This is a genomic window from Streptomyces sp. SPB162, from assembly GCF_029504575.1.
In the GTDB taxonomy this organism is placed as follows: Bacteria; Actinomycetota; Actinomycetes; order Streptomycetales; family Streptomycetaceae; genus Actinacidiphila.
This window is the reverse complement of the sequence record NZ_JAQFII010000001.1, coordinates 4,660,511-4,685,030: the sequence shown is the minus strand read 5'-3', so window position 1 is coordinate 4,685,030 and position 24,520 is coordinate 4,660,511. Positions and strand designations below refer to the sequence as shown.

The 24,520-nt window shown below is 69.6% G+C and carries 29 protein-coding genes; 2 read left to right on the top strand and 27 right to left on the bottom strand.

Features of this window, described 5'->3' with window-relative positions:
• Nucleotides 1-45: 45 nt before the first annotated feature.
• The 5 genes from M2266_RS21560 to glmS all read right to left on the bottom strand — a co-directional run bounded on the left by M2266_RS21560 (nt 46) and on the right by glmS (nt 6,255).
• A complete protein-coding gene (locus M2266_RS21560; RefSeq protein WP_277439648.1) occupies nt 46-1,269 on the bottom strand; it encodes an alpha/beta hydrolase in 1,224 nt (407 codons plus the stop codon).
• A 16-nt stretch (nt 1,270-1,285) separates the two neighbouring features.
• Nucleotides 1,286-2,443 (bottom strand): alanine racemase, encoded by a 1,158-nt coding sequence (gene alr, locus M2266_RS21555; protein WP_277439647.1) that lies wholly within the window; start codon nt 2,441-2,443, stop codon nt 1,286-1,288.
• A 59-nt stretch (nt 2,444-2,502) separates the two neighbouring features.
• Nucleotides 2,503-3,966, bottom strand: a complete 1,464-nt coding sequence (locus M2266_RS21550; protein ID WP_277439646.1) for an NAD(P)H-hydrate dehydratase — start codon at nt 3,964-3,966, stop codon at nt 2,503-2,505.
• Nucleotides 3,967-4,042: 76 nt separating this feature from the next.
• The gene (locus tag M2266_RS21545) at nt 4,043-4,411 is read right to left on the bottom strand and encodes a holo-ACP synthase (protein WP_277439645.1); all 369 of its coding nucleotides are present in this window, start codon (nt 4,409-4,411) and stop codon (nt 4,043-4,045) included.
• Nucleotides 4,408-6,255, bottom strand: coding sequence for a glutamine--fructose-6-phosphate transaminase (isomerizing) (gene glmS, locus M2266_RS21540; protein ID WP_277439644.1), 1,848 nt, complete (start codon nt 6,253-6,255; stop codon nt 4,408-4,410). Before glmS ends, M2266_RS21545 begins: the two co-directional genes overlap by 4 nt.
• Before the next feature lie 118 nt (nt 6,256-6,373).
• Here glmS and coaA point away from each other — a divergent pair, with 118 nt between their 5' ends.
• Entirely contained in the window at nt 6,374-7,360 is a 987-nt protein-coding gene (coaA, locus tag M2266_RS21535; RefSeq protein WP_277439643.1) for a type I pantothenate kinase, read from the top strand.
• Between the two features lie 72 nt (nt 7,361-7,432).
• On the opposite strand, the gene glmM is transcribed toward coaA, so the two are convergent.
• From glmM to M2266_RS21515, 4 genes are all read right to left on the bottom strand, one after another.
• Nucleotides 7,433-8,791 (bottom strand): phosphoglucosamine mutase, encoded by a 1,359-nt coding sequence (gene glmM / locus M2266_RS21530; protein ID WP_277439642.1) that lies wholly within the window; start codon nt 8,789-8,791, stop codon nt 7,433-7,435.
• Between the two features lie 118 nt (nt 8,792-8,909).
• Entirely contained in the window at nt 8,910-9,458 is a 549-nt protein-coding gene (rpsI, locus tag M2266_RS21525; RefSeq protein WP_277439641.1) for a 30S ribosomal protein S9, read from the bottom strand.
• 42 nt (nt 9,459-9,500) lie between these two features.
• On the bottom strand, nt 9,501-9,944 hold the full coding sequence (rplM, locus tag M2266_RS21520; RefSeq protein WP_269276287.1) for a 50S ribosomal protein L13: 444 nt from the start codon (nt 9,942-9,944) through the stop codon (nt 9,501-9,503).
• 265 nt (nt 9,945-10,209) lie between these two features.
• The gene (locus M2266_RS21515) at nt 10,210-11,829 is read right to left on the bottom strand and encodes an ATP-binding cassette domain-containing protein (protein WP_277439640.1); all 1,620 of its coding nucleotides are present in this window, start codon (nt 11,827-11,829) and stop codon (nt 10,210-10,212) included.
• A gap of 124 nt (nt 11,830-11,953) precedes the next feature.
• On the opposite strand from M2266_RS21515, the gene M2266_RS21510 reads away from it, so the two are divergent.
• On the top strand, nt 11,954-13,159 hold the full coding sequence (locus M2266_RS21510) for a hypothetical protein (protein ID WP_277439639.1): 1,206 nt from the start codon (nt 11,954-11,956) through the stop codon (nt 13,157-13,159).
• 39 nt (nt 13,160-13,198) lie between these two features.
• On the opposite strand, the gene truA is transcribed toward M2266_RS21510, so the two are convergent.
• From truA to M2266_RS21420, 18 genes are all read right to left on the bottom strand, one after another.
• The gene (gene truA, locus M2266_RS21505; protein WP_277439638.1) at nt 13,199-14,044 is read right to left on the bottom strand and encodes a tRNA pseudouridine(38-40) synthase TruA; all 846 of its coding nucleotides are present in this window, start codon (nt 14,042-14,044) and stop codon (nt 13,199-13,201) included.
• A 118-nt stretch (nt 14,045-14,162) separates the two neighbouring features.
• On the bottom strand, nt 14,163-14,678 hold the full coding sequence (gene rplQ / locus M2266_RS21500) for a 50S ribosomal protein L17 (RefSeq protein WP_269276294.1): 516 nt from the start codon (nt 14,676-14,678) through the stop codon (nt 14,163-14,165).
• A gap of 152 nt (nt 14,679-14,830) precedes the next feature.
• Complete coding sequence (locus tag M2266_RS21495; RefSeq protein WP_033177813.1) at nt 14,831-15,853, bottom strand: DNA-directed RNA polymerase subunit alpha; 1,023 nt, start codon at nt 15,851-15,853, stop codon at nt 14,831-14,833.
• A gap of 117 nt (nt 15,854-15,970) precedes the next feature.
• A complete protein-coding gene (gene rpsD, locus M2266_RS21490; RefSeq protein ID WP_138352918.1) occupies nt 15,971-16,597 on the bottom strand; it encodes a 30S ribosomal protein S4 in 627 nt (208 codons plus the stop codon).
• A gap of 26 nt (nt 16,598-16,623) precedes the next feature.
• The gene (gene rpsK, locus M2266_RS21485; RefSeq protein WP_138352917.1) at nt 16,624-17,028 is read right to left on the bottom strand and encodes a 30S ribosomal protein S11; all 405 of its coding nucleotides are present in this window, start codon (nt 17,026-17,028) and stop codon (nt 16,624-16,626) included.
• 97 nt (nt 17,029-17,125) lie between these two features.
• Nucleotides 17,126-17,506 (bottom strand): 30S ribosomal protein S13, encoded by a 381-nt coding sequence (gene rpsM / locus M2266_RS21480; RefSeq protein ID WP_269276299.1) that lies wholly within the window; start codon nt 17,504-17,506, stop codon nt 17,126-17,128.
• Nucleotides 17,507-17,678: 172 nt separating this feature from the next.
• Nucleotides 17,679-17,792 (bottom strand): 50S ribosomal protein L36, encoded by a 114-nt coding sequence (gene rpmJ, locus M2266_RS21475; RefSeq protein WP_003956441.1) that lies wholly within the window; start codon nt 17,790-17,792, stop codon nt 17,679-17,681.
• A gap of 59 nt (nt 17,793-17,851) precedes the next feature.
• On the bottom strand, nt 17,852-18,073 hold the full coding sequence (gene infA, locus M2266_RS21470; protein ID WP_014047798.1) for a translation initiation factor IF-1: 222 nt from the start codon (nt 18,071-18,073) through the stop codon (nt 17,852-17,854).
• Between the two features lie 181 nt (nt 18,074-18,254).
• Nucleotides 18,255-19,091 carry a type I methionyl aminopeptidase gene (gene map, locus M2266_RS21465; protein WP_277441291.1) on the bottom strand — a complete coding sequence of 279 codons (837 nt, stop codon included), beginning with the start codon at nt 19,089-19,091 and terminating at the stop codon, nt 18,255-18,257.
• A 93-nt stretch (nt 19,092-19,184) separates the two neighbouring features.
• Complete coding sequence (locus M2266_RS21460) at nt 19,185-19,844, bottom strand: adenylate kinase (protein WP_277439637.1); 660 nt, start codon at nt 19,842-19,844, stop codon at nt 19,185-19,187.
• The gene (gene secY, locus M2266_RS21455; RefSeq protein WP_277439636.1) at nt 19,844-21,157 is read right to left on the bottom strand and encodes a preprotein translocase subunit SecY; all 1,314 of its coding nucleotides are present in this window, start codon (nt 21,155-21,157) and stop codon (nt 19,844-19,846) included. Before secY ends, M2266_RS21460 begins: the two co-directional genes overlap by 1 nt.
• Before the next feature lie 315 nt (nt 21,158-21,472).
• A complete protein-coding gene (gene rplO / locus M2266_RS21450; protein WP_277439635.1) occupies nt 21,473-21,937 on the bottom strand; it encodes a 50S ribosomal protein L15 in 465 nt (154 codons plus the stop codon).
• Between the two features lies 1 nt (nt 21,938).
• Nucleotides 21,939-22,121 carry a 50S ribosomal protein L30 gene (rpmD, locus tag M2266_RS21445; RefSeq protein WP_138352911.1) on the bottom strand — a complete coding sequence of 61 codons (183 nt, stop codon included), beginning with the start codon at nt 22,119-22,121 and terminating at the stop codon, nt 21,939-21,941.
• Complete coding sequence (gene rpsE / locus M2266_RS21440; protein WP_138352910.1) at nt 22,121-22,723, bottom strand: 30S ribosomal protein S5; 603 nt, start codon at nt 22,721-22,723, stop codon at nt 22,121-22,123. The genes rpmD and rpsE overlap by 1 nt, the downstream gene beginning before the upstream one ends.
• 43 nt (nt 22,724-22,766) lie before the next feature.
• A complete protein-coding gene (rplR, locus tag M2266_RS21435; RefSeq protein WP_138352909.1) occupies nt 22,767-23,150 on the bottom strand; it encodes a 50S ribosomal protein L18 in 384 nt (127 codons plus the stop codon).
• Between the two features lie 2 nt (nt 23,151-23,152).
• Complete coding sequence (gene rplF / locus M2266_RS21430) at nt 23,153-23,692, bottom strand: 50S ribosomal protein L6 (RefSeq protein WP_277439634.1); 540 nt, start codon at nt 23,690-23,692, stop codon at nt 23,153-23,155.
• Between the two features lie 21 nt (nt 23,693-23,713).
• The gene (rpsH, locus tag M2266_RS21425; RefSeq protein WP_277439633.1) at nt 23,714-24,112 is read right to left on the bottom strand and encodes a 30S ribosomal protein S8; all 399 of its coding nucleotides are present in this window, start codon (nt 24,110-24,112) and stop codon (nt 23,714-23,716) included.
• A 220-nt stretch (nt 24,113-24,332) separates the two neighbouring features.
• Complete coding sequence (locus M2266_RS21420; protein WP_073492416.1) at nt 24,333-24,518, bottom strand: type Z 30S ribosomal protein S14; 186 nt, start codon at nt 24,516-24,518, stop codon at nt 24,333-24,335.
• Between the last annotated feature and the right edge of the window lie 2 nt (nt 24,519-24,520).

Here is a 24,520-nt window from a genome sequence, read left to right as displayed (position 1 = left end):
TTACGCGGCGTGGCCGAGGCAGGTCCGGCCTTCGGCCCGTCAGGGCTACGCCTCCTGCACCGCCGCCCGCACCTCGGGGAGGCCCAACTCCCGCACCGCCTCCGGCAGCGGGGCCTGGACCGCGTCCGCGGCACGGGCCAGCAGGGCCGCCAGATGGGCGTTCACCAGTTCCGGGTACTCCAGCATCACCAGGTGCCCGGCGTTCTCGACGATCACCAGTTCCGCGGCGGGCAGCCGCTCGGCGATGTCGGCGCTGTGGTCGCTCGGTGTGAGCAGGTCCCTGTCCCCGGCCAGGACGAGCGCGGGCTTGCCGTCCAGTACGGCCAGCGCCTCCGCCTTCTCGTGCTGGATGAACGCCGGGTAGAACTCGGCGACGACGTCGATGGGCGTCCCCTCGATCAGCCGCTCGGCGAACCGGGCCACCGACGCGTCGACCTCCGAGGCGAAGGAGTACCGCTTCACGATGCCCGCGAAGAGGTCAGCGGTGGCCCGCCGTCCGCGTTCCACCAGGTCCACCTGGGTACCGAGGAGGCGCAGCACGCCCGGCGCCAGCACCCGGAACGCCCGGGCCCCGGCGGCCGGCAGCCCCATCGTCATCGCCGCCAGCTTGCCGGCCGAGGTGCCGACGAAGGCGACACCGGCCACCCGACGCGTCACCAGGTCGGGGAACTGGTCGGCCAGCGCCATGATCGTCATGCCGCCCATCGAGTGCCCGACGAGCACCAGCGGGCCGCTGGGCGCGGCGACGTCCAGCACCGCCTTGAGGTCACGGCCGAGCTGGTCGATCGTGGCCGGCTCGCCCGCGACCTGGTCACGGCCTCGCTCGGAGCGGCCGTGGCTGCGCTGGTCCCAGTAGACGGCCCGGACGTTGCCGCGCAGTGCCGCGCGCTGGAAGTGCCAGGCGTCCTGGTTGAGGCAGTAGCCATGGCAGAACACGACGGTGAGCGGCTGCGCCTCGACTCCGCCGGTCCGTTTGAAGATCCCCGACCAACCGCGCCGCTGCACCGCCACCGGCTGTTCCACGACGTCCTCGACCTCGTAGTACAGCTCGGTGCCGTCCTCCGCGGCCACCGTGCCCGGATCGCCGCGCAACGCCCCGTACGGTCCGGCCGCGTCCAGCGCGAGGCGCGCCTTCCGGCGGATGCCCCTGCCGACGGTGAGCCGCTCCAGCGCCACGCCCGCGGCGGCGCCCGCCGCCACCACGCCGATCGCCGCACCGAGGAAGCCGGCGTTCTTGCCGGCCCGTTCCCACTTCGCTCCGCTGTCCATGGTCATCGTGTTCCCGCTACTCCCCTGGTACGCGTCTCCCGTTGTCGACATAGACGCGCGGCACCCGGGTCCCGATGCGCGTGACGATCTCGTAGGCGATGGTGCCCGCGGCCTGCGCCCAGTCCTCCGCGGTCGGCTCGCCCCGGTCACCCGGCCCGAACAGTACTGCTTCGTCGCCCGCTTCGGCCGCGTCACCCCCGAGGTCGACGACGAACTGGTCCATCGCGACCCGGCCGGCGACCGTCCGCCACTTGCCGGCAACCAGGACGGGTCCCGAGCCTGACGCGTGGCGCGGGACGCCGTCCGCGTAGCCCAGCGGGACGAGCGCCAGGGTCGTCTCGCCCGGGGTGATGTAGTGGTGGCCGTAGCTGACCCCGTGGCCGCCCGGCACCCGCTTGACCGACGCCAGCCGCGCGGCCAGCGTCATCACCGGCCGCAGCCCGAAGTCGGCGGGGCCGCCGACCTGGGGCACCGGCGAGATCCCGTACATCGCGACGCCGGTGCGCACCAGATCGAAGTGCGCCTCGGGGAGGGTCAGGGTGCCCGGCGAGTTCGCCAGGTGCCGCACCTCGGGGTCGAGTCCCGCGTCCGCCGCGACCGCCAGGGCGGTGTGGAACGCCGCCAGCTCGTCGGCGATCGACGGGTGTCCCGGCTCGTCGGCGCACGAGAAGTGCGACCAGACGCCGGTGACCTTGATCAGCCCGTCGGTCTCGGCGGTCCGCGCCGCGGCGGTCAGCTCCGGCCAGTCGGCCGGCTGGCAGCCGTTGCGGCCCAGGCCGGTGTCGACCTTCAGCTGCACCCTGGCGGTGCGGCCTGCCGCCCGGGCCGCCGCGCACACCTCGCGCAGCGCCCACGGGGCGCTCACCGTCACGTCGATGTCGGCCTCGATCGCGGCCCGGAACGGCCCGCCGGGCGTCCACAGCCAGCACAGCAGCCGGCCGCCCACCCCGGCGGCACGCAGCGCCAGCGCCTCCTCGGGCGTGGCGGCCCCAAGCCACGTCGCCCCGGCCTCCAGCGCCGCCCGCGCACACGGCACCATCCCGTGCCCGTAGGCGTCCGCCTTGACCACGGCCATCAACCCGGCCCCGGGAGCGCGGCCCCGCAGCGCCCTCACATTCGCCCGAAGCGCGGTCAGATCGATCTCCGCCCGGGCACGCATCACGTCGTTGTCCATCGGCCCCAGTCTCTCAGGCTCAGACCCCGCCCTGCGCGGGCGGCGCCCACGCGGGGCGCTCAGCCGCCCGTGACCTGCCGCCACGCCGCCGGCAACGTCGACGCGATGTCTTCGGCGGCGATGGGGGCGCCCGCGCTGGTGGCGGAGCCGGATGCCAGACGGGCGGACAGGCCGTGGAGGTGGGCTCCGACGGACGCGGCGTCGCGGGGGGCGAGGCCGGCGGCCAGGAGGGAGCCGGTGAGGCCGGACAGGACGTCTCCGCTGCCGGCGGTGGCGAGCCAGGACGTGCCGGTCGGGTTCACCCGCACCGGCACGGACCGGTCGGGGGCGGCCACCAGCGTCGTAGAGCCCTTCAGAAGCACCGTGGCACCGTACGACTCGGCCAGCTCCCGCACGGACGCCAGCCGCGCCGCCTCGACCTCCTCGCGGGGCCGCCCCAGCAGCGCCGCCGCCTCCCCCGCGTGCGGGGTGAGGACGGTGGCCGCGGAGCGCTCCCGCACCTGTTCGCGGGAGAGCAGGCGCAGCCCGTCCGCGTCGACGAGGACCGGCACGTCGGACGCGAGGACGTCGTCGACCGACCGCCGCGCCTCCGTGCCGTCGCCGAGGCCCGGTCCGACCACCCAGGCCTGGACCCGGCCCGCCTCCGACGGCGGCCCTGTCGTGACCAGCGTCTCGGGGAAGCGGGCCAGGACGGCCTCCGCGCCGTGCCCGACGTACCGCACGGCGCCCGCGCCGCCGCGCAGCGCGCCCGCCACGGCGAGGACGGCCGCGCCCGGGTAGCGGGCGGACCCGGCGACGACGCCCACGACCCCGCGCCGGTACTTGTCGCTCTCGGCGGCCGGCACCGGCAGCAGCCCGGCGACGTCCGCGAACTGCAGCGCTTCGAGCGCCGGGGCCGGCAGGTCCGGGCCGAGGCCGATGTCGATCAGGCGCTGGGCGCCGGCGTGTCCGGCCGCCGGGTCGATGAGCAGGCCCGGCTTGTAGGTGCCGAAGGTGACAGTGACGTCGGCGTGCACGACCTCCCCGGCGACCTCGCCGGTGTCGGCGTCGACCCCGCTCGGCAGGTCCACGGCGACCACGGTGGCGCGGGATGCGCGCGCGGCCCGCGCGAGGGGAACGGCCGCCGGCCGCAGCCCGCCCTTCCCTCCGATGCCGATGATCCCGTCCAGGACCAGGTCGGCGCGCTCGATGACGGGCAGCGCCGCGTCCGCGGCCACCGTGCGGCCACCCGCCGCCCGCAGGTCAGCCAACCCGCCGCCGTGCGTCCGGTCCGGCGCGAGCAACACAGCCGTGACGGCGGCCCCGCGCCGGGCGAGCCGGGCTCCCGCGTACATCGCGTCCCCGCCGTTGTCGCCGCTGCCGACGAGCAGGACGACGCGGGCACCGTAGACCCGGCCGAGCAGCCCCGCGCAGGCGGCCGCCAGCCCGGCGGCGGCCCGCTGCATGAGCGCCCCCTCGGGCAGCCGCGCCATGAGAGCGCGCTCCGCCGCCCGTACGGTCTCGACGGTGTGTGCGTGCCGCATACGTCGTCCTCTCTCGCTGAACCGCTGCCTCTCGGCCGCCGCGGTACCCGTACCCGCGACGACACCTCCGACCCGCCTACCCCTCCGCGATCACCACAGCGGACGCGATCCCCGCGTCATGGCTCAGCGACACATGCCACCCCCGCACCCCCAGCTCCGCCGCCCGCCGGGCCACGGAGCCCGTGACGGTGAGCCTCGGCTGGCCCGTGTCCTCCGTCGTCACCTCGGCGTCCAGCCACACCAGCCCGGCCGGAGCGCCGAGCGCCTTGGCCAGTGCCTCCTTCGCGGCGAAGCGGGCGGCCAGCGACGCCGTGCCGCGGGGTTCACCGCCGGGCAGCAGCCGCTCGTTCCGGGTGAAGAGCCGGTCGGCGAGACCCGGCGTGCGCTCCAAGGACGCGGCGAAGCGCGCGATCTCGGCGACGTCGATCCCGACTCCGATGATCATTCGACCGTCACCGACTTGGCGAGGTTCCGCGGCTGGTCGACCTCGTTGCCCCGGGCGGTGGCCAGTTCGCACGCGAAGACCTGCAGCGGAACGGTGGCCACCAGCGGCTGCAGCAGCACCGGCGTGCGCGGGATGCGGATGATGTGGTCGGCGTACGGGACGACCGCCTCGTCGCCCTCCTCGGCGATGACGATGGTGCGGGCGCCGCGGGCCCTGATCTCCTGGATGTTGGAGACGATCTTGTCGTGCAGCACCGACCGCCCGCGCGGCGACGGCACCACCACGACCACCGGCAGGTCCTCCTCGATGAGCGCGATCGGCCCGTGCTTGAGCTCGCCCGCCGCGAACCCCTCGGCGTGCATGTACGCCAGCTCCTTGAGCTTCAGCGCGCCCTCCAGGGCGACCGGGTAGCCGACGTGCCGGCCCAGGAACAGCACGGTGTTCTTGTCCTTCAGCGAGCGCGCGAGCTCCCGCACCGGCTCCATGGTCCGCAGGACCTCCCCCACCTGGGTGGCGATCTCCGACAGCTCGCGGATCACCCCGGTGATCTCGTCGCCCCACTTGGTGCCGCGCACCTGCCCCAGGTACAGCGCCACCAGGTAGCAGGCGACGACCTGCGTCAGGAACGCCTTCGTCGACGCGACCGCGACCTCGGGCCCGGCGTGCGTGTAGAGCACGGCATCGGACTCGCGCGGGATCGTCGAGCCGTTGGTGTTGCAGATGGCGAGCACCTTCGCGCCCTGGTCACGGGCGTGCCGCAGCGCCATCAGGGTGTCCATCGTCTCGCCCGACTGGCTGATCGCGACGACGAGCGTGCGGTGGTCCAGGATCGGGTCCCGGTACCGGAACTCGCTCGCCAGCTCCACCTCGCAGGGCAGCCGCGTCCAGTGCTCGATCGCGTACTTGGCGATCATTCCGGCGTGGAACGCCGTCCCGCACGCGACGATCACGACCTTGTCGATCTCCCGCAGCGTCCGGTCGGGCATCCGCAGCTCGTCGAGCGTCAGCCGGCCGTCCGTGCCGATCCGCCCCAGCAGCGTGTCGGCGACCGCCTTCGGCTGCTCGGCGATCTCCTTGAGCATGAAGTAGTCGTAGCCGCCCTTCTCGGCGGCGGAGACGTCCCAGTCGACGTGGTACGGCCGCACCTCGGCCGGCTTGCCCTCGAAGTCGGTGACGGTCACGCTCTCCCGACGCAGCTCCACGACCTGGTCCTGGCCCAGCTCGATCGCCTCACGGGTGTACTCGATGAACGCGGCGACATCGGACGCCAGGAAGTTCTCGCCCTCCCCGACGCCCACCACCAGCGGTGAGTTACGGCGCGCTCCGACCACCACGTCCGGCTCGTCCGCGTGCACCGCTACCAGCGTGAACGCCCCGTCCAGCTGCCGGCAGACCTGCCGCATCGCCTCGGCCAGGTCGGCCGACGAGGAGAAGTGCTCGGCGAGCAGGTGCGCGACGACCTCGGTGTCGGTCTCGGACTCCAGCGCGTGGCCGCGCTCGGCCAGCTCGGAGCGGAGCGCGGCGAAGTTCTCGATGATGCCGTTGTGCACCACCGCGACCCGCCCGGCGTTGTCCAGGTGCGGGTGCGCGTTCACATCCGTGGGGCCGCCGTGGGTGGCCCAGCGCGTGTGCCCGATCCCGGTTCCGCCCGCCGGCAGCGGCTGCTCCGCCAGCAGCGCCTCCAGGTTGGCGAGCTTGCCGGCCCTCTTGGCAGCGGCCAGACCACCGTCGGCCAGCACGGCGGTACCCGCCGAGTCATAGCCCCGGTACTCCAGCCGCCGCAACCCGGCGACGACCACATCGAGAGCGGACCGGCCGCCCACATACCCAACGATTCCGCACATGCGCTTCACCCTATGGCCGCACCGCCCCGCCGTCCCAGAGGCGCCTCCGCCGGGCCGCCGGACAGCCCCGGTGCCCCCCGAGGTGAGCGGGGCGCGGCCCGGCAGCACAATGGGGCGTGTGCCGACCACCGATCAGCAGCAGCGCCGACGCGCCGAGATCAGCCCGTACGTGGACCTCAGCCGCGCGGAGTGGAGCGCGCTGCGGGAGCGGACGCCACTGCCGCTGACCGCCGACGAGGTGGAGCGGCTGCGGGGACTGGGCGACGTCATCGACCTGGACGAGGTCGTGGACGTCTATCTGCCGCTGTCCCGGCTGCTCAACCTGTACGTGGCCGCCCACAGCGGCCTGCGGGGCGCGCTGAACACCTTCCTCGGCGACGCGGGCAACGGGCACGGCGAGCAGCCGGGCACCCCGTTCGTCATCGGGGTGGCGGGGAGCGTCGCGGTCGGGAAGTCGACCACCGCCCGCATCCTGCGGGCGCTGCTGGCCCGCTGGCCCGAGCACCCGCGGGTCGAGCTGGTGACCACCGACGGGTTCCTGCTGCCCAACGCCGAACTGCACCGCCGCGACCTGATGTCGCGCAAGGGCTTCCCGGAGTCCTACGACCGGCGGGCGCTGACCCGCTTCGTGGCCGATGTGAAGGCGGGCAAGGACGAGGTGACCGCGCCCGTCTACTCGCACCTGATCTACGACATCGTCCCCGGTGAGCGGCTGACGGTGCGCCGGCCGGACATCCTCATCGTCGAGGGCCTGAACGTGCTGCAGCCCGCGTTGCCCGGCAAGGACGGCCGCACCCGCGTCGGCCTCGCCGACTTCTTCGACTTCAGCGTGTACGTCGACGCCCGCACCGAAGACATCGAGCAGTGGTACCTCGGCCGGTTCCGCAAGCTCCGGGAGACCGCGTTCCAGAACCCGTTCTCGTACTTCCGCAAGTACACGCAGGTCTCGGAGGCGGAGGCGTTGGAGTACGCCCAGCTGATGTGGCGGACCGTCAACCGGCCCAACCTGCAGCAGAACGTGCTGCCGACGCGCAGCCGCGCCACGCTTGTGCTGCGCAAGGGCCCGCAGCACAAGGTCCAGCGGCTGTCGCTGCGCAAGCTCTGAACCGCCGCCACACGTGACAGAGCGCGCCACCCGCGGACGGGACGGCGCGCTCTCTCATATACGGGACAGGACTCAGCCCAGGACGGACTTCACGACGTCGGCCAGCCGGCCCGCGACCGAGCGGGCGTGGTCGATGTCGGCGGCCTCGACCATGACGCGCACCAGCGGCTCGGTACCCGAGGAGCGCAGCAGCACCCGTCCGGTGCTGCCCAGTTCGCGCTCGGCCTCGGCGACCGCGGCCGCCAGCTCGGGAGCGGTGTCGACGCGGCTCTTGTCGACGTCCGGCACGTTCACCAGCACCTGCGGGAGGCGCTGCATGACGCCGGCCAGGTCGGCCAGCGTGCGGCCGGTGGAGGCGACGCGCGCGGCCAGCAGAAGGCCGGTCAGCGTGCCGTCGCCGGTCGTGGCGTGGTCCAGGACGATGACGTGGCCGGACTGCTCGCCGCCCAGCGCGTAGCCGTGCTCCTTCATCGACTCCAGCACGTAGCGGTCGCCGACCGCCGTCTCCACGAGGTTGATGCCCTCGCGCTCCATCGCCAGCTTGAAGCCGAGGTTGGACATGACGGTGCCGACCACGGTGTTCTCCCGCAGCCCGCCCCGCTCGCGCAGGTCCAGGGCGAGCACGGCCAGGATCTGGTCGCCGTCGACCTCGTTGCCGTCGCCGTCGATGGCCAGGCAGCGGTCCGCGTCACCGTCATGGGCGATGCCGAAGTCCGCGCCGTGCTCGACGACGGCGGCCTTGAGCAGTTCGAGGTGCGTGGAGCCGCAGCCGTCGTTGATGTTCAGGCCGTCGGGCTGGGCGCCGATCGTGACGATCTCGGCACCGGCCCGGGAGAACGCCTCGGGCGACACCCAGGCGGCGGCGCCGTGCGCCTCGTCCAGGACGATCTTCAGTCCGTCGAGACGGTTCGGCAGCACGCCGATGAGGTGCGCGACGTACTGGTCGAAGCCCTCGGTGTAGTCCTTCACCCGGCCGACGCCGGAACCGGTCGGCCGGTCCCAGGGCTCGCCCGCGCGGTGCTCCTCGTAGATCCGCTCGATGCGGTCCTCGAGAGCGTCGTCGAGCTTGTGGCCACCGCGGGCCAGGAACTTGACACCGTTGTCCGGCATCGCGTTGTGGCTGGCGGAGAGCATCACGCCGAGGTCGGCACCCAGCGCGCCGGTGAGATACGCCACCGCGGGGGTGGGCAGCACACCGACTCGCAGGACGTCCACGCCGGCGCTCGCGAGGCCCGCCACGATGGCGGCCTCCAGGAACTCCCCCGAAGCACGCGGATCGCGCCCGACCACGGCCACCGGCCGGTGCCCCCGGAACGAGCCTGCCTCAGCGAGCACATGAGCCGCCGCGACGGACAGGCCGAGCGCCAGCTCGGCGGTCAGGTCCGCGTTGGCCACGCCACGCACGCCGTCCGTGCCGAAGAGTCGTCCCACTGTTATTCCTCCGAGTATGGGAACCATGGGCGATACCGACAGGTATACGCCCTGGGCGGTAAATAGCGAACGCCCCGGAGGCACACGAAGTGCCTCCGGGGCGAACGCCAAGCCGTGACTAGCGCTTGCTGAACTGCGGCGCCTTACGGGCCTTCTTCAGACCGGCCTTCTTGCGCTCGACCGCACGGTCGTCACGCGTCAGGAATCCGGCCTTCTTGAGGGCGGCGCGGTTGTTGTCCGTGTCCGCCTCGTTCAGCGCACGGGCAACACCGAGGCGCAGCGCACCGGCCTGGCCGGAGATGCCGCCGCCACCGATACGCGCGATGACGTCGTAGCGGTTGTCCAGCTCAAGGAGCTTGAACGGCTCGTTGACTTCCTGCTGGTGCACCTTGTTCGGGAAGTAACCCTCGAGGGTGCGACCGTTGATCTTCCACTTGCCAGAGCCCGGCACGATGCGGACACGGGCGATGGACTGCTTGCGGCGGCCGGTGCCGGCTGCCGGCTGCGGGTCGCCGAAGCGGCCCGCGAGAGACTCGGAGGTGTACTCCTCCGGAGCGTCCGACTCCGAGGTGTACTCCGAAGGAGCCTCCTCGGACCCGAAGGCCTCAACGGTCTCGGTGGTGTCGTCAGCCTCGACGACGGGGGCCTCGGTAGTGGTCTCAGCCACGATTCTCCTCAGATGCTTTCTGCTGGTAGCTGGTGGCCGGGACTACTGCGAGACCTGGCTGATCACGAACGGGACCGGCTGCTGCGCAGCGTGCGGGTGGTCGGTGCCCGCGTAGACCTTCAGCTTCGAGAGCATCTGACGGCCCAGGGTGTTCTTCGGGATCATGCCCTTGATGGCCTTCTCGACGGCCTTCTCGGGGTTCTTGTCGAGCAGCTCGTCGTAGCGGACGGAGCGCAGACCACCCGGGAAGCCAGAGTGGCGGTAAGCCATCTTCTGGGACTTCTTGTTGCCGGAAAGGTGAACCTTGTCGGCGTTGATGATGATGACGAAGTCACCGGTGTCAACGTGCGGGGCGTACACAGGCTTGTGCTTGCCCCGGAGAAGGTTCGCGGCCTGAGAGGCCAGACGGCCCAGGACAACGTCCTGCGCGTCGATGACGTGCCACTGGCGAGTTACATCGCCGGGCTTGGGGCTGAACGTACGCACGGTCGTAGCCTTCGCTTCTTCAGAGAGTGGAGTCCTGACAAGGCCACCCGGACGATCACGACAGTCTTGGCAGCACTCGGGGACGCAACCCGGTACTGCCGCTGGTGTTCGGCCCGGCGGACCGGCGTAAGGGCCTCTCACGTGAGAACGAGCAAGCCAATACGCATAACGAACTCGCAGAATACCCGGCTTCGACCGTACGGGTCAAAACGCGCCCCGATGCCCTGGTCAGGGCCCTTGCCGCCATCCCACCGTAACCCGGCGGTCACCGTTTGCGCTCCACCCGTCGTTCATCCCAGACCGGCTCCATCGACTCGCGGACGACACCGTCGGAGCCGAAGACCAGGTAGCGGTCGAAGGACCGGGCGAACCAGCGGTCGTGCGTCACCGCGAGCACCGTGCCGTCATAGGCCTCCAGGCCCTCCTGGAGGGCCTCGGCGCTCTCCAGGTCCAGGTTGTCCGTCGGCTCGTCCAGCAGGAGGGCGGTGGTGCCCGCCAGCTCCATCAGCAGGATCTGGAAGCGGGCCTGCTGGCCGCCGGAGAGGCTGCCGAAGTTCTGATCGCCCTGGCGCTCCAGCTCGTAGCGGCGCAGCACGCCCATCGCCCGGCCGCGGTCGTGCGCGTTCTCGGTCCACAGGATGTCGACCAGCGAGCGCCCCTCCAGCTCCGGGTGCGCGTGGGTCTGCGCGAAGTGCCCCGGCACCACCCGGGCGCCGAGCTTCCAGGAACCGGTGTGCCGGACGTCCTGGCCGGCGAGCAGCCGCAGGAAGTGTGATTTACCCGACCCGTTGGAGCCGAGCACCGCGACCCGCTCGCCGTAGTAGATCTCCAGGTCGAACGGCTTCATCAGACCCGTGAGCTCCAGCCCCTCGCAGGTCACCGCCCGCACCCCGGTACGGCCGCCGCGCAACCGCATCTTGATGTCCTGCTCGCGCGGCGGCTCCTGCGGGGCACCCGCGTCCTCGAAGCGCTTCAGCCGGGTCTGGGCCGCGTGGTAGCGCGACGCCATGTCCGGACTGATGGCGGCCTGCTGGCGCAGCCGGAAGACCATCTGCTTGATCTTGGTGTGTTCTTCCTCCCACCGGCGCCGCAGCTCCTCGAACCGCGCGAAGCGGTCCTTGCGCGCCTGGTGGTACGTGCCGAAGCCGCCGCCGTGCACCCAGACGTCCGAGCCCGCGGGCCCCGGCTCCACGCTGACGATGCGCTCGGCGGAACGGGCCAGCAGCTCCCGGTCGTGCGAGACGAACAGCACGGTCTTCTTGGTCTGCGCGAGCTGCTCCTCCAGCCAGCGCTTGCCGGGCACGTCCAGATAGTTGTCCGGCTCGTCCAGCAGCAGCACCTCGTCGGTGCCGCGCAGCAGGGCCTCGAGCACCAGCCGCTTCTGCTCACCGCCGGAGAGCGTCTTGACCTCGCGCCACTGCGCCCGCTCGTACGGGACGCCCAGCGCGGACAGGGTGCACATGTCCCACATGTTCTCGGCCTCGTAGCCGTGCGCCTCCGCCCAGTCGCTGAGCGCGTGCGCGTACGCCATCTGGGCCGGTTCGTCGTCCTGCGCCATGATCGCCAGCTCGGCCGCGTCCACGGCCTTCGCGGCCGCCCTGATCCGCGCCCGCGACACGGAGACCAGCAGGTCCCGCACCGTCCGGTCGTCCCGGACCGAGCCCACGAACTGCGGCATGACGCCGAGCCCGCCGCTGATGGTCACCGAGCCGCCGTCCGGTTTGAGCTCTCCCGAGATCAACCGCAGCAGGGTCGTCTTGCCCGCGCCGTTCGCCCCGACCAGAGCGACCTTGGCGCCTTCCCCCACCCGAAACGAGACGTCGCCGAGCAGCACCCGTCCATCCGGAAGGTAGTACTCCAGGTGTGCCGCCTCTACATGTCCCATAACTCTGGATTCTCGCCCCTGCCGGGGCCCCGGCCCAAACCGATTTCCAGCGGCCGGACACCGTCGCCCGGGGCCGCCGGGATCGGGCGTCCACCCCGCCCGTCCGGCGAATATGATGCGCGTCATGACTGATGGGCCCACGCCTTCCCACGACCCGCGCCAGGGCACGCCGGCGCCCACTCCGCCCGAGTCCGGGAGCGAGGGCCGGCGCGAGGTGCTGGAGGGACTCGTCATCCCGTCCCGGCCCCTCCCCTACCAGGGACCGCCCGCCGCGCCCGCCCCGCGGATACCCGACGGCGCGGCTCCGCAGGCACAGCAGCCCGACCCTTACGGCCAGGGCGCGCAGAGCTGGCCGTCCGCCGGCGCCCAGCAGCCCGCGCAGGCCCCGCAACCGCCCCAGCAGCCCGCGCGGAGCGGCCCCGACGCGCCGCAGGCGCCCGCCTGGGCCCCGCCGACGAGCGGCCTCTCCGCCGGTGCCCCGCCGTCCTTCCCCCAGCAGCCGCAGGGCCCGGCGGCCGGCCCCGGCGCCTTCCCGCAGACCCCGCAGTCCAGCGCCCCCGACTGGGGAGCGCTCGCCGCGGAGCGCGAGCGCGCGGCCAAGCGCCGCAAGCTGTTCATGATCGGCGGCGGAGCGCTCGCCGCGGTGGCCGTCGCGGGGATCGTCGCCGCCGCCGTCGTGGCGTCGAACAAGAGCGACGGCAAGCCGAAAGCGGGCCCCACCACCACCGCGCCCTCGCAGCCCCTGCCGCCCGAGCCGTCCTTCTCCTCGGTCGCCCCGCCGCCGCCGAAGAACCCGCTGGACTACATCTCCACGGCGAAGAAGGACACCGCCCCCATCGGCGCGGACACCCTCTTCCCCGGCAAGCTCATGACGATCGCCGGCCGCACCTACACCAGGACCGCCGGCACCTCGACGACCAGCTGCGCCGCCGCGGCCACCGACGGGCTCGCGACGGCGCTGCCGCAGAACGGCTGCCGCCAGGTGGTCCGGGCGACCTACGTGCTGGGCAACTCCGCGGTCACCGTCGGCGTCGCGGTCTTCGACGGCAAGGCGCCGGCCGCCAAGGCCAAGGCCACCCTGCACTTCCTGCTGCCGCTGAACGGCGGCGGAGTCGCCGCGTTCTGCCACAACGTGTCCTGCTGGACGACCTCCAACTCGGTCGGCCGCTACGCCTACTACACGATCTCCGGGCCCAAGAACGGCACGAGCGCCACCAACGCCGACACCGCGTCCAAGCAGGCCGGGGTCGACGCGTCGAACTTCGCCTTCGAGCGCATCGTGCAGCGCGGCAAGGACGCGGCCGCGCGCGAGACGGCCGCGGGCAGCTAGGCCGGCCGATCGTCCCCCCGGACGCCGGGGGGACGACCGTCAGAGACAGCCCGGCAGCGTGCGCAGGTTACGGGCCAGCAGGTTGCGGGCCGCGAGCTCGTCATCCGCCGGGTAGCCGACCTCTTCGAGGGTCAGCCCGTGCGGGCGCACCACGTTGACCGCCGAGTTGCGGACGCCTCCGGCGAGCACCTCGCCGGGGAACTCCGCCGCCCGGTGCCCGTCGCCGACCAGCAGCATGGAGCCGACCAGCGCCCGCACCATGTTGTGACAGAACGCGTCGGCCCGCACGGTCGCGACGGCCAGCCCGTCGGGCGAGCGCTCCCAGTGCAGGTCCAGCAGCTTGCGGATGGTCGTCGCGCCCTCGCGCTTCTTGCAGTAGGCCGCGAAGTCGTGCTCGCCGAGCAGCTTGCCGGCCGCCTCGTTCATGAGGTCCACGTCCAGCGGCCGGTCGTGCCACAGCACGTGTCCGCGCAGCAGCGGGTCGACCCCGGCCTGCTGGTCGCCGACCCGGTACGCGTAACGCCGCCAGATCGCCGAGAACCGCGCGTTGAAGGCCCGCGGAGCCACGGCGACACTCCACACCCGCACGTCGTGCGGCAGCTTCCCCGCGAGCCGCCGCAGCAGCTTCTCGCCGTGCTCGGCCCACACGTCCTCCGCCAGGTCCAGGTGCGCGACCTGGCCCCGCGCGTGTACCCCCGCGTCCGTCCGGCCGGCCACCGTCAGCGAGACCGGCTCCCGCAGCCGCATGACCGTCTGCAGCGCCGCCTCCAGGTCGCCCTGCACGGTGCGCCGCGTCCGCTGCTTCGCCCAGCCGGAGAATTCGGCCCCGTCGTACGACAGGTCCAGCCGCACCCGTACGAAACCGGGCTCCACCTCGTCGCTCACCGTGCGGTCCTCCGTTGCGGATCGTGTCGGGCGTGCGGTCGCACGCGTCGTGAATGCGGAACGGGCCCGCCCCCAGAAGCTGGGAGCGGGCCCGTCCGTAGTACGCCGAACGCCTGGATCAGGCGTCCTTCGACTCCTCGTCGGCCTTCTCGGCCGGCTTGGCGTCCTCGACGACCTCGTCGGACTTCGCCGGGGCGTCGTCCTTCTTGAGGGTGTCTTCCTTCACCGCGCGCTTCGTCGCGGCCTCGGCCTCACCGGTGGCGGCCTGGGCCACGGTCAGGGCCTCGACCAGCTCGATGACCGCCATCGGGGCGTTGTCGCCACGACGGTTGCCGATCTTGGTGATACGCGTGTAACCACCGGGGCGGTTCTCGTAGCGCGGGCCGATCTCCGTGAAGAGCGTGTGCACGATGCTCTTGTCGGTGATGGTGGCCAGCACCTGGCGACGGTTGTGGATGTCGCCCTTCTTCGCCTTGGTGATGAGGCGCTCCGCGACCGGACGCAGACGACGCGCCTTGGCCTCGGTGGTGGTGATGCGGCCGTGCTCGAACAGCGCCTTCGCAAGGTTCGCGAGCAGGTGACGCTCGTGGGCGGCGCTGCCGCCCAGACGAGCACCCTTGGCGGGCTGAGGCATGGTCTTTCTCCTTCTTTTCTGCACCGGCCGGATCAGGTACCGGTGTCAGTGTCCGACGGGCGTGTGCCTGCCAGAAGTCTCTGCCGAACCGCGCGGAGGCGGGGACCCACGGGATGAACCGCGGTCGGTCCCGCCTCCGCGACGGAGTCGGATCAGTACTGCTCGGTCTCCACGAATCCGGCGTCCACGTCGTCGTCGGCGCCGAAGGCGTCGGCGGCGGCGGTGGGGTCGAATCCGGGCGGGCTGTCCTTGAGGGCCAGGCCCATGCCGGCCAGCTTCGCCTTGACCTCGTCGATCGACTTCGCACCGAAGTTGCGGATGTCGAGCAGGTCGGCCTCGGAGCGGGCGACGAGCTCACCCACGGAGTGGATGCCCTCGCGCTTGAGGCAGTTGTACGAACGAACGGTGAGCTCGAGCTCCTCGATCGGCAGTGCCAGATCGGCGGCCAGGGCGGCGTCCGTCGGGGACGGGCCCATGTCGATGCCCTCGGCGTCGACGTTGAGCTCGCGGGCCAGGCCGAACAGCTCGACCAGGGTCTTACCGGCCGACGCCATGGCGTCGCGCGGGCGCATGGCCTGCTTGGTCTCGACGTCGACGATCAGCTTGTCGAAGTCGGTGCGCTGCTCGACACGGGTCGCCTCGACCTTGTACGTGACCTTGAGCACCGGGCTGTAGATGGAGTCGACCGGGATCCGGCCGATCTCCTGGCCCTGCTGCTTGTTCTGGACAGCGGAGACGTAGCCGCGACCGCGCTCGACGGTCAGCTCCATCTCCAGCTTGCCCTTGGCGTTCAGGGTGGCCAGAACCAGGTCGGGGTTGTGCACCTCGACACCGGCCGGGGGCGCGATGTCGGCGGCGGTGACGACACCCGGGCCCTGCTTGCGCAGGTACATCACGACGGGCTCGTCGTGCTCCGAGGAGACGACGAGCTGCTTGATGTTGAGGATGACGTCGGTCACGTCCTCCTTGACACCCGGCACGGTGGTGAACTCGTGCAGGACGCCGTCGACCCGGATGCTGGTGACAGCGGCACCGGGGATCGAGGAGAGGAGCGTGCGGCGAAGGGAGTTTCCGAGGGTGTAGCCGAAGCCCGGCTCCAGCGGCTCGATCACGAACCGGGAGCGGAATTCGTCGACGACCTCTTCGGTCAGCGACGGACGCTGAGCGATAAGCATGATGTTCCTCCAGTCATCGGCATCCGCTATTTGATACCGAGGGGTACTGCAAGGGTACGGGCGGCACGACCGAAGGGAGATCCCCCCGGTCGTACCGCCCGCATCGCTGAGCCACTACTACTTGGAGTAGAGCTCCACGATCAGCTGCTCCTGGACCTGCGTGTCGATGACAGGCCGCTCGGGCAGGGAGTGCACGAGGATCCGGAGCTTCGACGGGATCGACTCGAGCCACGCGGGCACGGTCTTCTCGCCGGCCTCGGCGGCAGCGACCACGAACGGGGTCATCTGACGCGAGGACTCACGAACCTCGACGATGTCGTTCACAGCCACGCGAGCCGACGGGATGTCGGTCTTGCGGCCGTTCACGGTGATGTGTCCGTGACGAACCAGCTGACGGGCGTGGTCGCGGGACTTGGCGAAGCCGGCCCGGTAGACCACGTTGTCGAGACGGATCTCAAGGATGCGCAGAAGGTTCTCACCGGTCTTGCCGGACTTCTGGTTCGCTTCCTTGTAGTAGTTCACGAACTGCTTCTCGAGTACACCGTAGATACGGGCACACTTCTGCTTCTCGCGGAGCTGAAGGAGGTACTCGCTGTCCTTGGTGCGCCCGCGGCCGTGCTCACCCGGGGGGTAAGGACGGATCTCGATCGGGCACTTTGCGCTCTCGCACTTGCTGCCCTTGAGGAACAGCTTCTGCTTCTCCCGACGGCATCGCTTGCAGTCGGCCCCGGTGTAACGCGCCATATTGTCTTGTCTCCTACTTCAGGTGGTCAGACGCGGCGGCGCTTGGGCGGGCGGCATCCGTTGTGCGGAGTGGGGGTGACGTCTTGAATCGAGCCGACCTCGAGGCCAGTGGCCTGGAGGGAGCGGATCGCGGTCTCACGGCCGGAGCCGGGACCCTTGACGAAGACGTCGACCTTGCGCATGCCGTGCTCCTGCGCGCGACGGGCAGCCGATTCGGCGGCCATCTGCGCGGCGAACGGAGTCGACTTGCGCGAGCCCTTGAAGCCGACATGGCCGGCAGAGGCCCAAGCGATCACGTTGCCCGAGGGGTCCGTGATCGAGACGATCGTGTTGTTGAACGTGCTCTTGATGTGGGCGTGCCCATGAGCGACGTTCTTCTTTTCCTTGCGGCGCACCTTCTTGACTGCGCCCTGACGGCCCTTCGGAGGCATGTATTACTCCCGTGGAGGTGGTCGGTCCTGAGCGAACCGCTTACTTCTGCGGAGATCCGGGGGCGAACCCGGCGCACCGCAGTGGCGTCCGCTAGGACTACTTCTTGCCCGGCTTCTTCTTACCGGCGATGGCGCGACGCGGACCCTTGCGGGTACGAGCGTTGGTGTGGGTGCGCTGACCGTGGACCGGAAGGCCACGACGGTGACGCAGACCCTGGTAGCAGCCGATCTCGACCTTGCGGCGGATGTCGGCCTGCACCTCGCGACGGAGGTCACCCTCGGTCTTGAAGTTGGCATCCACGTAGTCGCGGAGCTTGACGAGGTCTTCCTCGGCAAGGTCGCGAACGCGGGTGTCGGGGTTCACACCGGTGTTCTTCAGGGTCTCCTGGGCACGGGTGCGACCGATGCCGAAGACGTAGGTGAGGGCGATCTCCACGCGCTTCTCACGCGGGAGGTCAACGCCGGAAAGGCGTGCCATTCATGGCTCCTGTTGATTCGGAGGTCTTCCGCAGTACCGTTCCCGGCCGCCGTACAAGGTACGTTCCGGGTCCTCGGCCCCCGCCGAAGGTGTCGTCCCGGCATGCCGGGACGGGTGACTGCGTAATTACGTGTGTGCGTCGCTCGAAGAACTGCGAGTTGCGGGTCGTGCGTCAGCCCTGGCGCTGCTTGTGGCGCAGGTTGTCGCAGATGACCATGACCCGACCGTGACGGCGGATCACCTTGCACTTGTCGCAGATCTTCTTGACGCTCGGCTTGACCTTCATGTGATGTCAGGTTCTCCGGGTCGTGCCATCGCCCCACGGGAGCGGGGCAGCAGCGAGATCTACTTGTAGCGGTAGACGATCCGTCCGCGCGTCAGGTCGTAGGGAGACAACTCCACAACGACCCTGTCATCGGGCAGGATGCGGATGTAGTGCATACGCATCTTGCCACTGATGTGCGCGAGGACCTTGTGACCGTTCTGGAGCTCCACCCGGAACATCGCGTTCGGGAGAGACTCGATCACGGTGCCCTCGATTTCGATGGCACCTTGCTTCTTGGCCACGCTTCGCCCTTCGAATCGGCTACCTTGATCGGCTCGCGTACACCACGCAGACATGCGGGTATACATGAGCCGACGTGTCAGTCTACGGCAGGCACCCCGGAATGACGAATCCGGGGTAGATGCCCACGATGGGTGATCGTTACTCCACCCGGTCCTGCGGCGTCGGCGGGCCCCGTCGGGCTCAGCCCAGCGGGTCGGGCGCCGCCGTGATGCCGTACTCGGCCAGCTTCGCCTTGCCGCCGTCGACGGCCGTGAGCACCAGCGGGCCCTGCTCGGTCAGCGCGATCGAGTGCTCCCAGTGGCTGGACCAGGACCCGTCGTCGCTCTTGACCGTCCAGTCGTCCTCGAGGACGTGGGTGCGCGGGGTGCCGAGGGTCACCATCGGCTCGATCGCCAGGCAGACGCCCGGCACCAGCTTGATGCCCCGGCCGCGCTTCTTGTTGACGTAGTTCAGCAGGTGCGGGTCCATGTGCATCTCGGAGCCGATGCCGTGGCCGCCGTACTCCTCGACGATGCCGTACTTGCCGGAGGCCGGCCGCGGCTGGCGGCGGATGTACCCCTCGATCGCGGCCGAGACGTCGGAGAGCCGGTTGCCCTTCTTCATGGCCGCGATACCGGCCCACATGGACTCCTCGGTCACCCGGCTCAGCTCGATGAGCTCCGGGGCGTGACCGGTGCCCACGAAGGCCGTGAAGGCCGCGTCACCGTGCCAGCCGTCGATGATGGCGCCCGCGTCGATGGAGATGAGGTCGCCGTCCTTCAGGACGGTCTCCCGGTCCGGGATGCCGTGCACCACGACGTCGTTGACCGACGTGCAGATGTTGCCGGTGAATCCGCCGTACCCGAGGAAGTTCGGCTTGGCGCCGTGCTCGGCGATCACCTTCGCGGCGATCTCGTCGAGCTCCTTGGTGCTCACGCCCGGTACCGCGGCCTCACCGCACGCCCGGTGGATGGCCGCGACGACCAACCCCGCCTCGCGCATCTTGGCGATCTGCTCAGGGGTCTTGATCTCGACCATGCCTGTGGCCCTCTCTGGAAAAGTCGTCATTCAAACAGTACGGCCGCGGTGCCATCAGGGCACCGCGGCCGACCTGTGTACGTGGGGTGGGTACTACGCGCTCTTGTTGCTCTTCAGTGCGTCCATCGCCCGCTGGGTGACGTCCGCGACCGGACCGAGCGCCGAGATCGTCGCCACCAGGTCCTGCTGCCGGTAGTAGTCGATGATCGGCTCGGTCTCGCGGTGGTAGACGGCGAGGCGGTTGCGCACGGTCGCCTCGGAGTCGTCGTCCCGCTGGTAGAGCTCGCCGCCGCACTCGTCGCACACGCCCTCGACCGCGGGCTTCTTGTACGTGATGTGGAACGTGTGCGCGGTGTCCTTCCGGCAGGTGCGCCGGCCGGCGATGCGCTTGACGACCTCGTCCTCCGGGACCTCCAGGTCCAGGACCCCGTCGAGCGCGATGCCGCGCTCGACCAGGAAGGCGTCGAGCGCCTCGGCCTGGTGGACGTTGCGCGGGAAACCGTCGAGCAGGAAGCCGCCCTCGGTGTCCGGCTCGTCCAGCCGGTCCTTCGCCATCCCGATGGTGACCTCGTCGGGCACCAGGTTGCCGGCGTCCATGTAGGACTTCGCCTGCTTGCCCAGGGCTGTGCCCTGGCTGATGTTCGCGCGGAAGAGGTCACCCGTCGAGATGTGCGGGATCGACAGGTTCTTGGCGAGGAACGCAGCCTGCGTACCCTTGCCGGCCCCAGGCGGCCCGACGAGGACGATTCGCATCAGCGGAGGAACCCTTCGTAGTTGCGCTGCTGGAGCTGGCTCTCGATCTGCTTCACGGTCTCCAGGCCGACACCCACGATGATCAGGATGCTGGTCCCGCCGAACGGGAAGTTGGTGCTGCCGTTGAACAATGCGATGGCAACGGTGGGAACGAGTGCGATAAGCCCCAGATACAGCGATCCCGGCCACGTGATCCTGTTCAACACGTAGCTCAGGTATTCAGCAGTAGGTCGACCGGCCCGGATGCCCGGGATGAAGCCACCATACTTCTTCATATTGTCGGCGACTTCCTCGGGGTTGAACGAGATCGCGACGTAGAAGAAGGCGAAGAAGACGATCAGCAGGAAGTAAGCGGCCAGGTAGGCGGGGTGATCGCCCTTGGTCAGGTTGACGCTGACCCACTGGGCCCACGGTGCCGTCGACCCACTGAACTGAACCACGAGGGCCGGAATGTAGAGCAGCGAAGAGGCGAAGATGACGGGAATCACACCCGCCTGGTTCACCTTGAGCGGGATATACGTGGACGTTCCGCCGTAGGAGCGCCGGCCGATCATCCGCTTCGCGTACTGCACGGGGATCCGGCGTTGTGCCTGTTCGACGAAGACCACCAGGGCCACCATCACCAGGCCGATCAGAATGACGATGAAGAACTCGAACCAGCCGCCCATGATCTTGCCGGAGCTCTTGATCGACCACAGGGCGCCCGGGAAGCCGGCCGCGATGGAGACGAACATCAGGATCGACATGCCGTTGCCGATGCCGCGGTCGGTGATCAGCTCACCGAGCCACATGATCATCACGGTGCCGGCGGTCATGGTGATGACCATCGTGACGGTGGTGAAGATCGACTTGCTGGAGATGATGTCGTAGCGCTGGGTGCAGCTGGAGAAGAGGCTGCCGCCGCGGGCGGTGGCCACCAGGCCGGTGCCCTGCAGGATCGCCAGCGCCACGGTCAGGTACCGGGTGTACTGCGTGATCTTCGCGGTGCCCGCCTGGCCCTCCTTCTTGAGGGCTTCGAGGCGTGGGATCACCACGGTCAGCAGCTGCAGGATGATGCTCGCCGTGATGTACGGCATGATCCCGAGCGCGAAGATGGTCAGCTGGAGCAGAGCACCACCGCTGAAGAGGTTGACGAGGCTGAAGAGGCCCTGCCCGCCGCCGGCGTCCTTGATGCACGCGTTGACGACCTTGTAGTCCACCCCTGGCACCGGGACGTGCGCCCCGAGCCGGAACAGCACCACGATGCCCAGCGTGAACAGCAGCTTCTTGCGCAGGTCAGGCGTTTTGAACGCCTGGGCGAACGCGGTGAGCACGGTGCCTCCTGCACCTTCCGCGCAGCAGGGCGGAAGGGTCGGTCGAGATGGTCTGTCACGGACGGCGGATCACCGGCCGGGATGGGGCGCGAGGACAGTCTGCGGGCAGTTTCGCCAGTCGACCCAACGGACTCTAACAGCGCGTGGCCGTCCGTATGAAGCACGTGTCTCCCCCAGTTGGCGTTCGCCGGCCGGTGGAGACACGACAGAGTCGTACTTGCGAGATTTGTCCCTGGGTGCGCATACCGAATCGGGCCCGTCCCTCCGAGGAGGAACGGGCCCGATTCAGACGCTGTCAGCAGCAGTCGCCGAGACTCAGATGAGCTCGGTGACGGTGCCGCCGGCAGCGGCGATCTTCTCCTTGGCGGAGCCGGAGACGGCGTCAACCGAAACCTGCACTGCCACGGTGATCTCGCCGGTGCCGAGCACCTTGACGAGCTGGTTCTTACGGACCGCGCCCTTGGCGACCAGATCGGCCACCGTGACCTCTCCACCCTCGGGGTAGAGGGCGGTGAGCTTGTCCAGGTTCACGACCTGGAACTCGACGCGGAACGGGTTCTTGAAGCCCTTGAGCTTCGGCAGACGCATGTGGAGGGGCATCTGCCCACCCTCGAAGCGCGCCGGAACCTGGTAACGGGCCTTGGTGCCCTTGGTACCACGACCAGCGGTCTTACCCTTGGACGCCTCGCCACGACCCACGCGGGTCTTGGCGGTCTTGGCACCCGGGGCGGGACGCAGGTTGTGGACCTTCAGGGGGTTCAGCGGGTTCTCAGCACCCATGTCAGTCAACCTCCTCGACCGTGACGAGGTGGCGGACGGTCTGGACCATTCCGCGAATCTCCGGACGGTCCTCCTTGACCACCACGTCGTTCAGGCGCTTGAGCCCGAGCGAACGCAGGGTGTCACGGTGGTTCTGCTTGCTACCGATGTAGGACTTGATCTGCGTGACCTTGAGGCGAGCCATCAGGCACCCACCCCGGCACGTGCACGCAGCAGAGCTGCGGGCGCGACGTCCTCCAGCGGCAGGCCACGACGGGCGGCGATCTCCTCGGGGCGCTGAAGGCCCTGAAGCGCTGCCACCGTGGCGTGCACGATGTTGATCGCGTTGTCCGAGCCGAGGCTCTTGGACAGAACGTCGTGGATACCGGCGCACTCGAGAACCGCGCGCACCGGGCCACCGGCGATAACACCGGTACCGGGGGAAGCAGGCTTGAGCAGAACGACGCCTGCGGCCTTCTCGCCCTGGATCGGGTGCGGAATGGTGCCCTGGATGCGGGGAACCTTGAAGAAGTTCTTCTTCGCTTCCTCGACACCCTTGGCGATGGCGGCCGGAACTTCCTTGGCCTTGCCATAACCGACACCGACGGTGCCGTCACCATCGCCCACCACGACCAGCGCGGTGAAGCTGAAGCGACGACCACCCTTGACTACCTTGGCGACACGGTTGATCGCGACAACACGCTCGACGTAGGCGGTCTTCTCGGCCTGCTGGCCGTCCCGCCCAGACTTACGGTCACGCCGCTCGCCGCCACCGGCACCGCTGCCGCGGCGCTGGGGTCCAGCCATTGGAATTACCTCTCTTCGTTGATCCGCTAGCTGCGGGACGAACTCAGAACTCGAGTCCGGCTTCGCGGGCGGCGTCCGCGAGGGCGGCGATGCGCCCTGCGTACTGATTGCCGCCACGGTCGAATACGACAGTCTCAATACCCGCGGCCTTGGCACGCTCGGCCACGAGCTGGCCGACCTGCTTCGCCTTGGAGGACTTGTCGCCTTCGCCGCCACGGATGGACGGGTCGAGGGTCGAGGCCGACGCGAGGGTGTGCCCCGCGAGGTCGTCGATGACCTGCGCCACGATGCCGCGGTTGGACCTGGTCACGACGAGACGCGGACGCGCCTCCGTGCCCGAGATCCGCTTGCGGACGCGGATGTGGCGACGCTTGAGAGCCGCGCCCTTGTAAGCCTTGCCCTTGGCGATCTTCACACCGTATGCCATGGCTACTTACCAGCCTTTCCGACCTTGCGGCGGATGACTTCGCCCGCGTACTTGACACCCTTGCCCTTGTACGGGTCGGGCTTCCGCAGCTTGCGGATGTTCGCGGCTACCTCGCCGACCTTCTGCTTGTCGATTCCCTCGACACTCAGCTTGGTCGGTGACTCCACCTTGAACGAGATGCCCTCCGGCGGCTCGATCACGACGGGGTGGCTGAAGCCCAGGGCGAACTCCAGATTGGAGCCCTTCGCCTGGACGCGGTAGCCGACGCCGTTGATCTCGAGCGCCTTGCTGTAACCCGCGGTCACGCCAGTGATCATGTTCGCCACCAGCGTGCGGGACAGGCCGTGCAGGGCCTTCGAAACACGCTCGTCGTTAGGACGCGACACGATGAGCGTGCCGGTCTCGTCCTTGGCGACATCGATCGGAGCGGCGACGGTGTGGGTGAGGGAGCCCTTGGGGCCCTTCACCGAGACCGTACGGCCGTCGATGGTGACGTCCACGCCGGCGGGAACCGGGATGGGCAGCTTGCCGATGCGCGACATTGCAATGCCTCCTGTTCCCGATTACCAGACGTAGGCGAGGACTTCCCCACCTACGCCCTTCTTGCTGGCCTGCTGGCCGGTGAGGAGACCGCGGGACGTGGAGATGATCGCCACGCCCAGGCCGCCGAGCACCTTGGGCAGATTGGTGGACTTTGCGTAGACCCGAAGGCCCGGCTTGCTGATGCGCTTGATGCCGGCGATCGAGCGCTCACGGCTCGGACCGAACTTCAGCTCGAGGATGAGGTTCTTGCCAACCTCGGCATCCTCGACCTTCCAGCCGGTGATGTAACCCTCCTGCTGGAGGATCTCCGCGATGTGCGACTTGATCTTGCTGAACGGCATCACGACGTCGTCGTGATACGCCGAGTTCGCATTACGCAGACGGGTCAGCATGTCTGCGATGGGGTCGGTCATGGTCATGAGTTGGCCCTAGGCCTCTCTCGCCGGGGTTTCCATTGCGCCATCCTTCTCCCCGAACGAAGTCGGGACGGGTGCGGCGCGGGGACCTACGGCGTAGTAAGTCGGTCATGGGCGGCGAGGCGCCCAACCCCTCTACCTTACGGCAGAAGAGGAGGGCGTCCCGCCGTCCTGATGCTTACCGAGAGTTCCTGGTCACCGGATTCCCCGAAGGGAACCGGATCTACCAGGAGCTCTTGGTCACGCCCGGCAGCTCGCCACGGTGAGCCATCTCACGAAGGCACACGCGGCAGAGGCCGAACTTGCGGTAGACAGAGTGCGGCCGGCCACAGCGCTGGCAGCGGTTGTAGCCGCGCACAGCGAACTTGGGCTTGCGAGCGGCCTTAGCGATCAGAGCCTTCTTCGCCACGG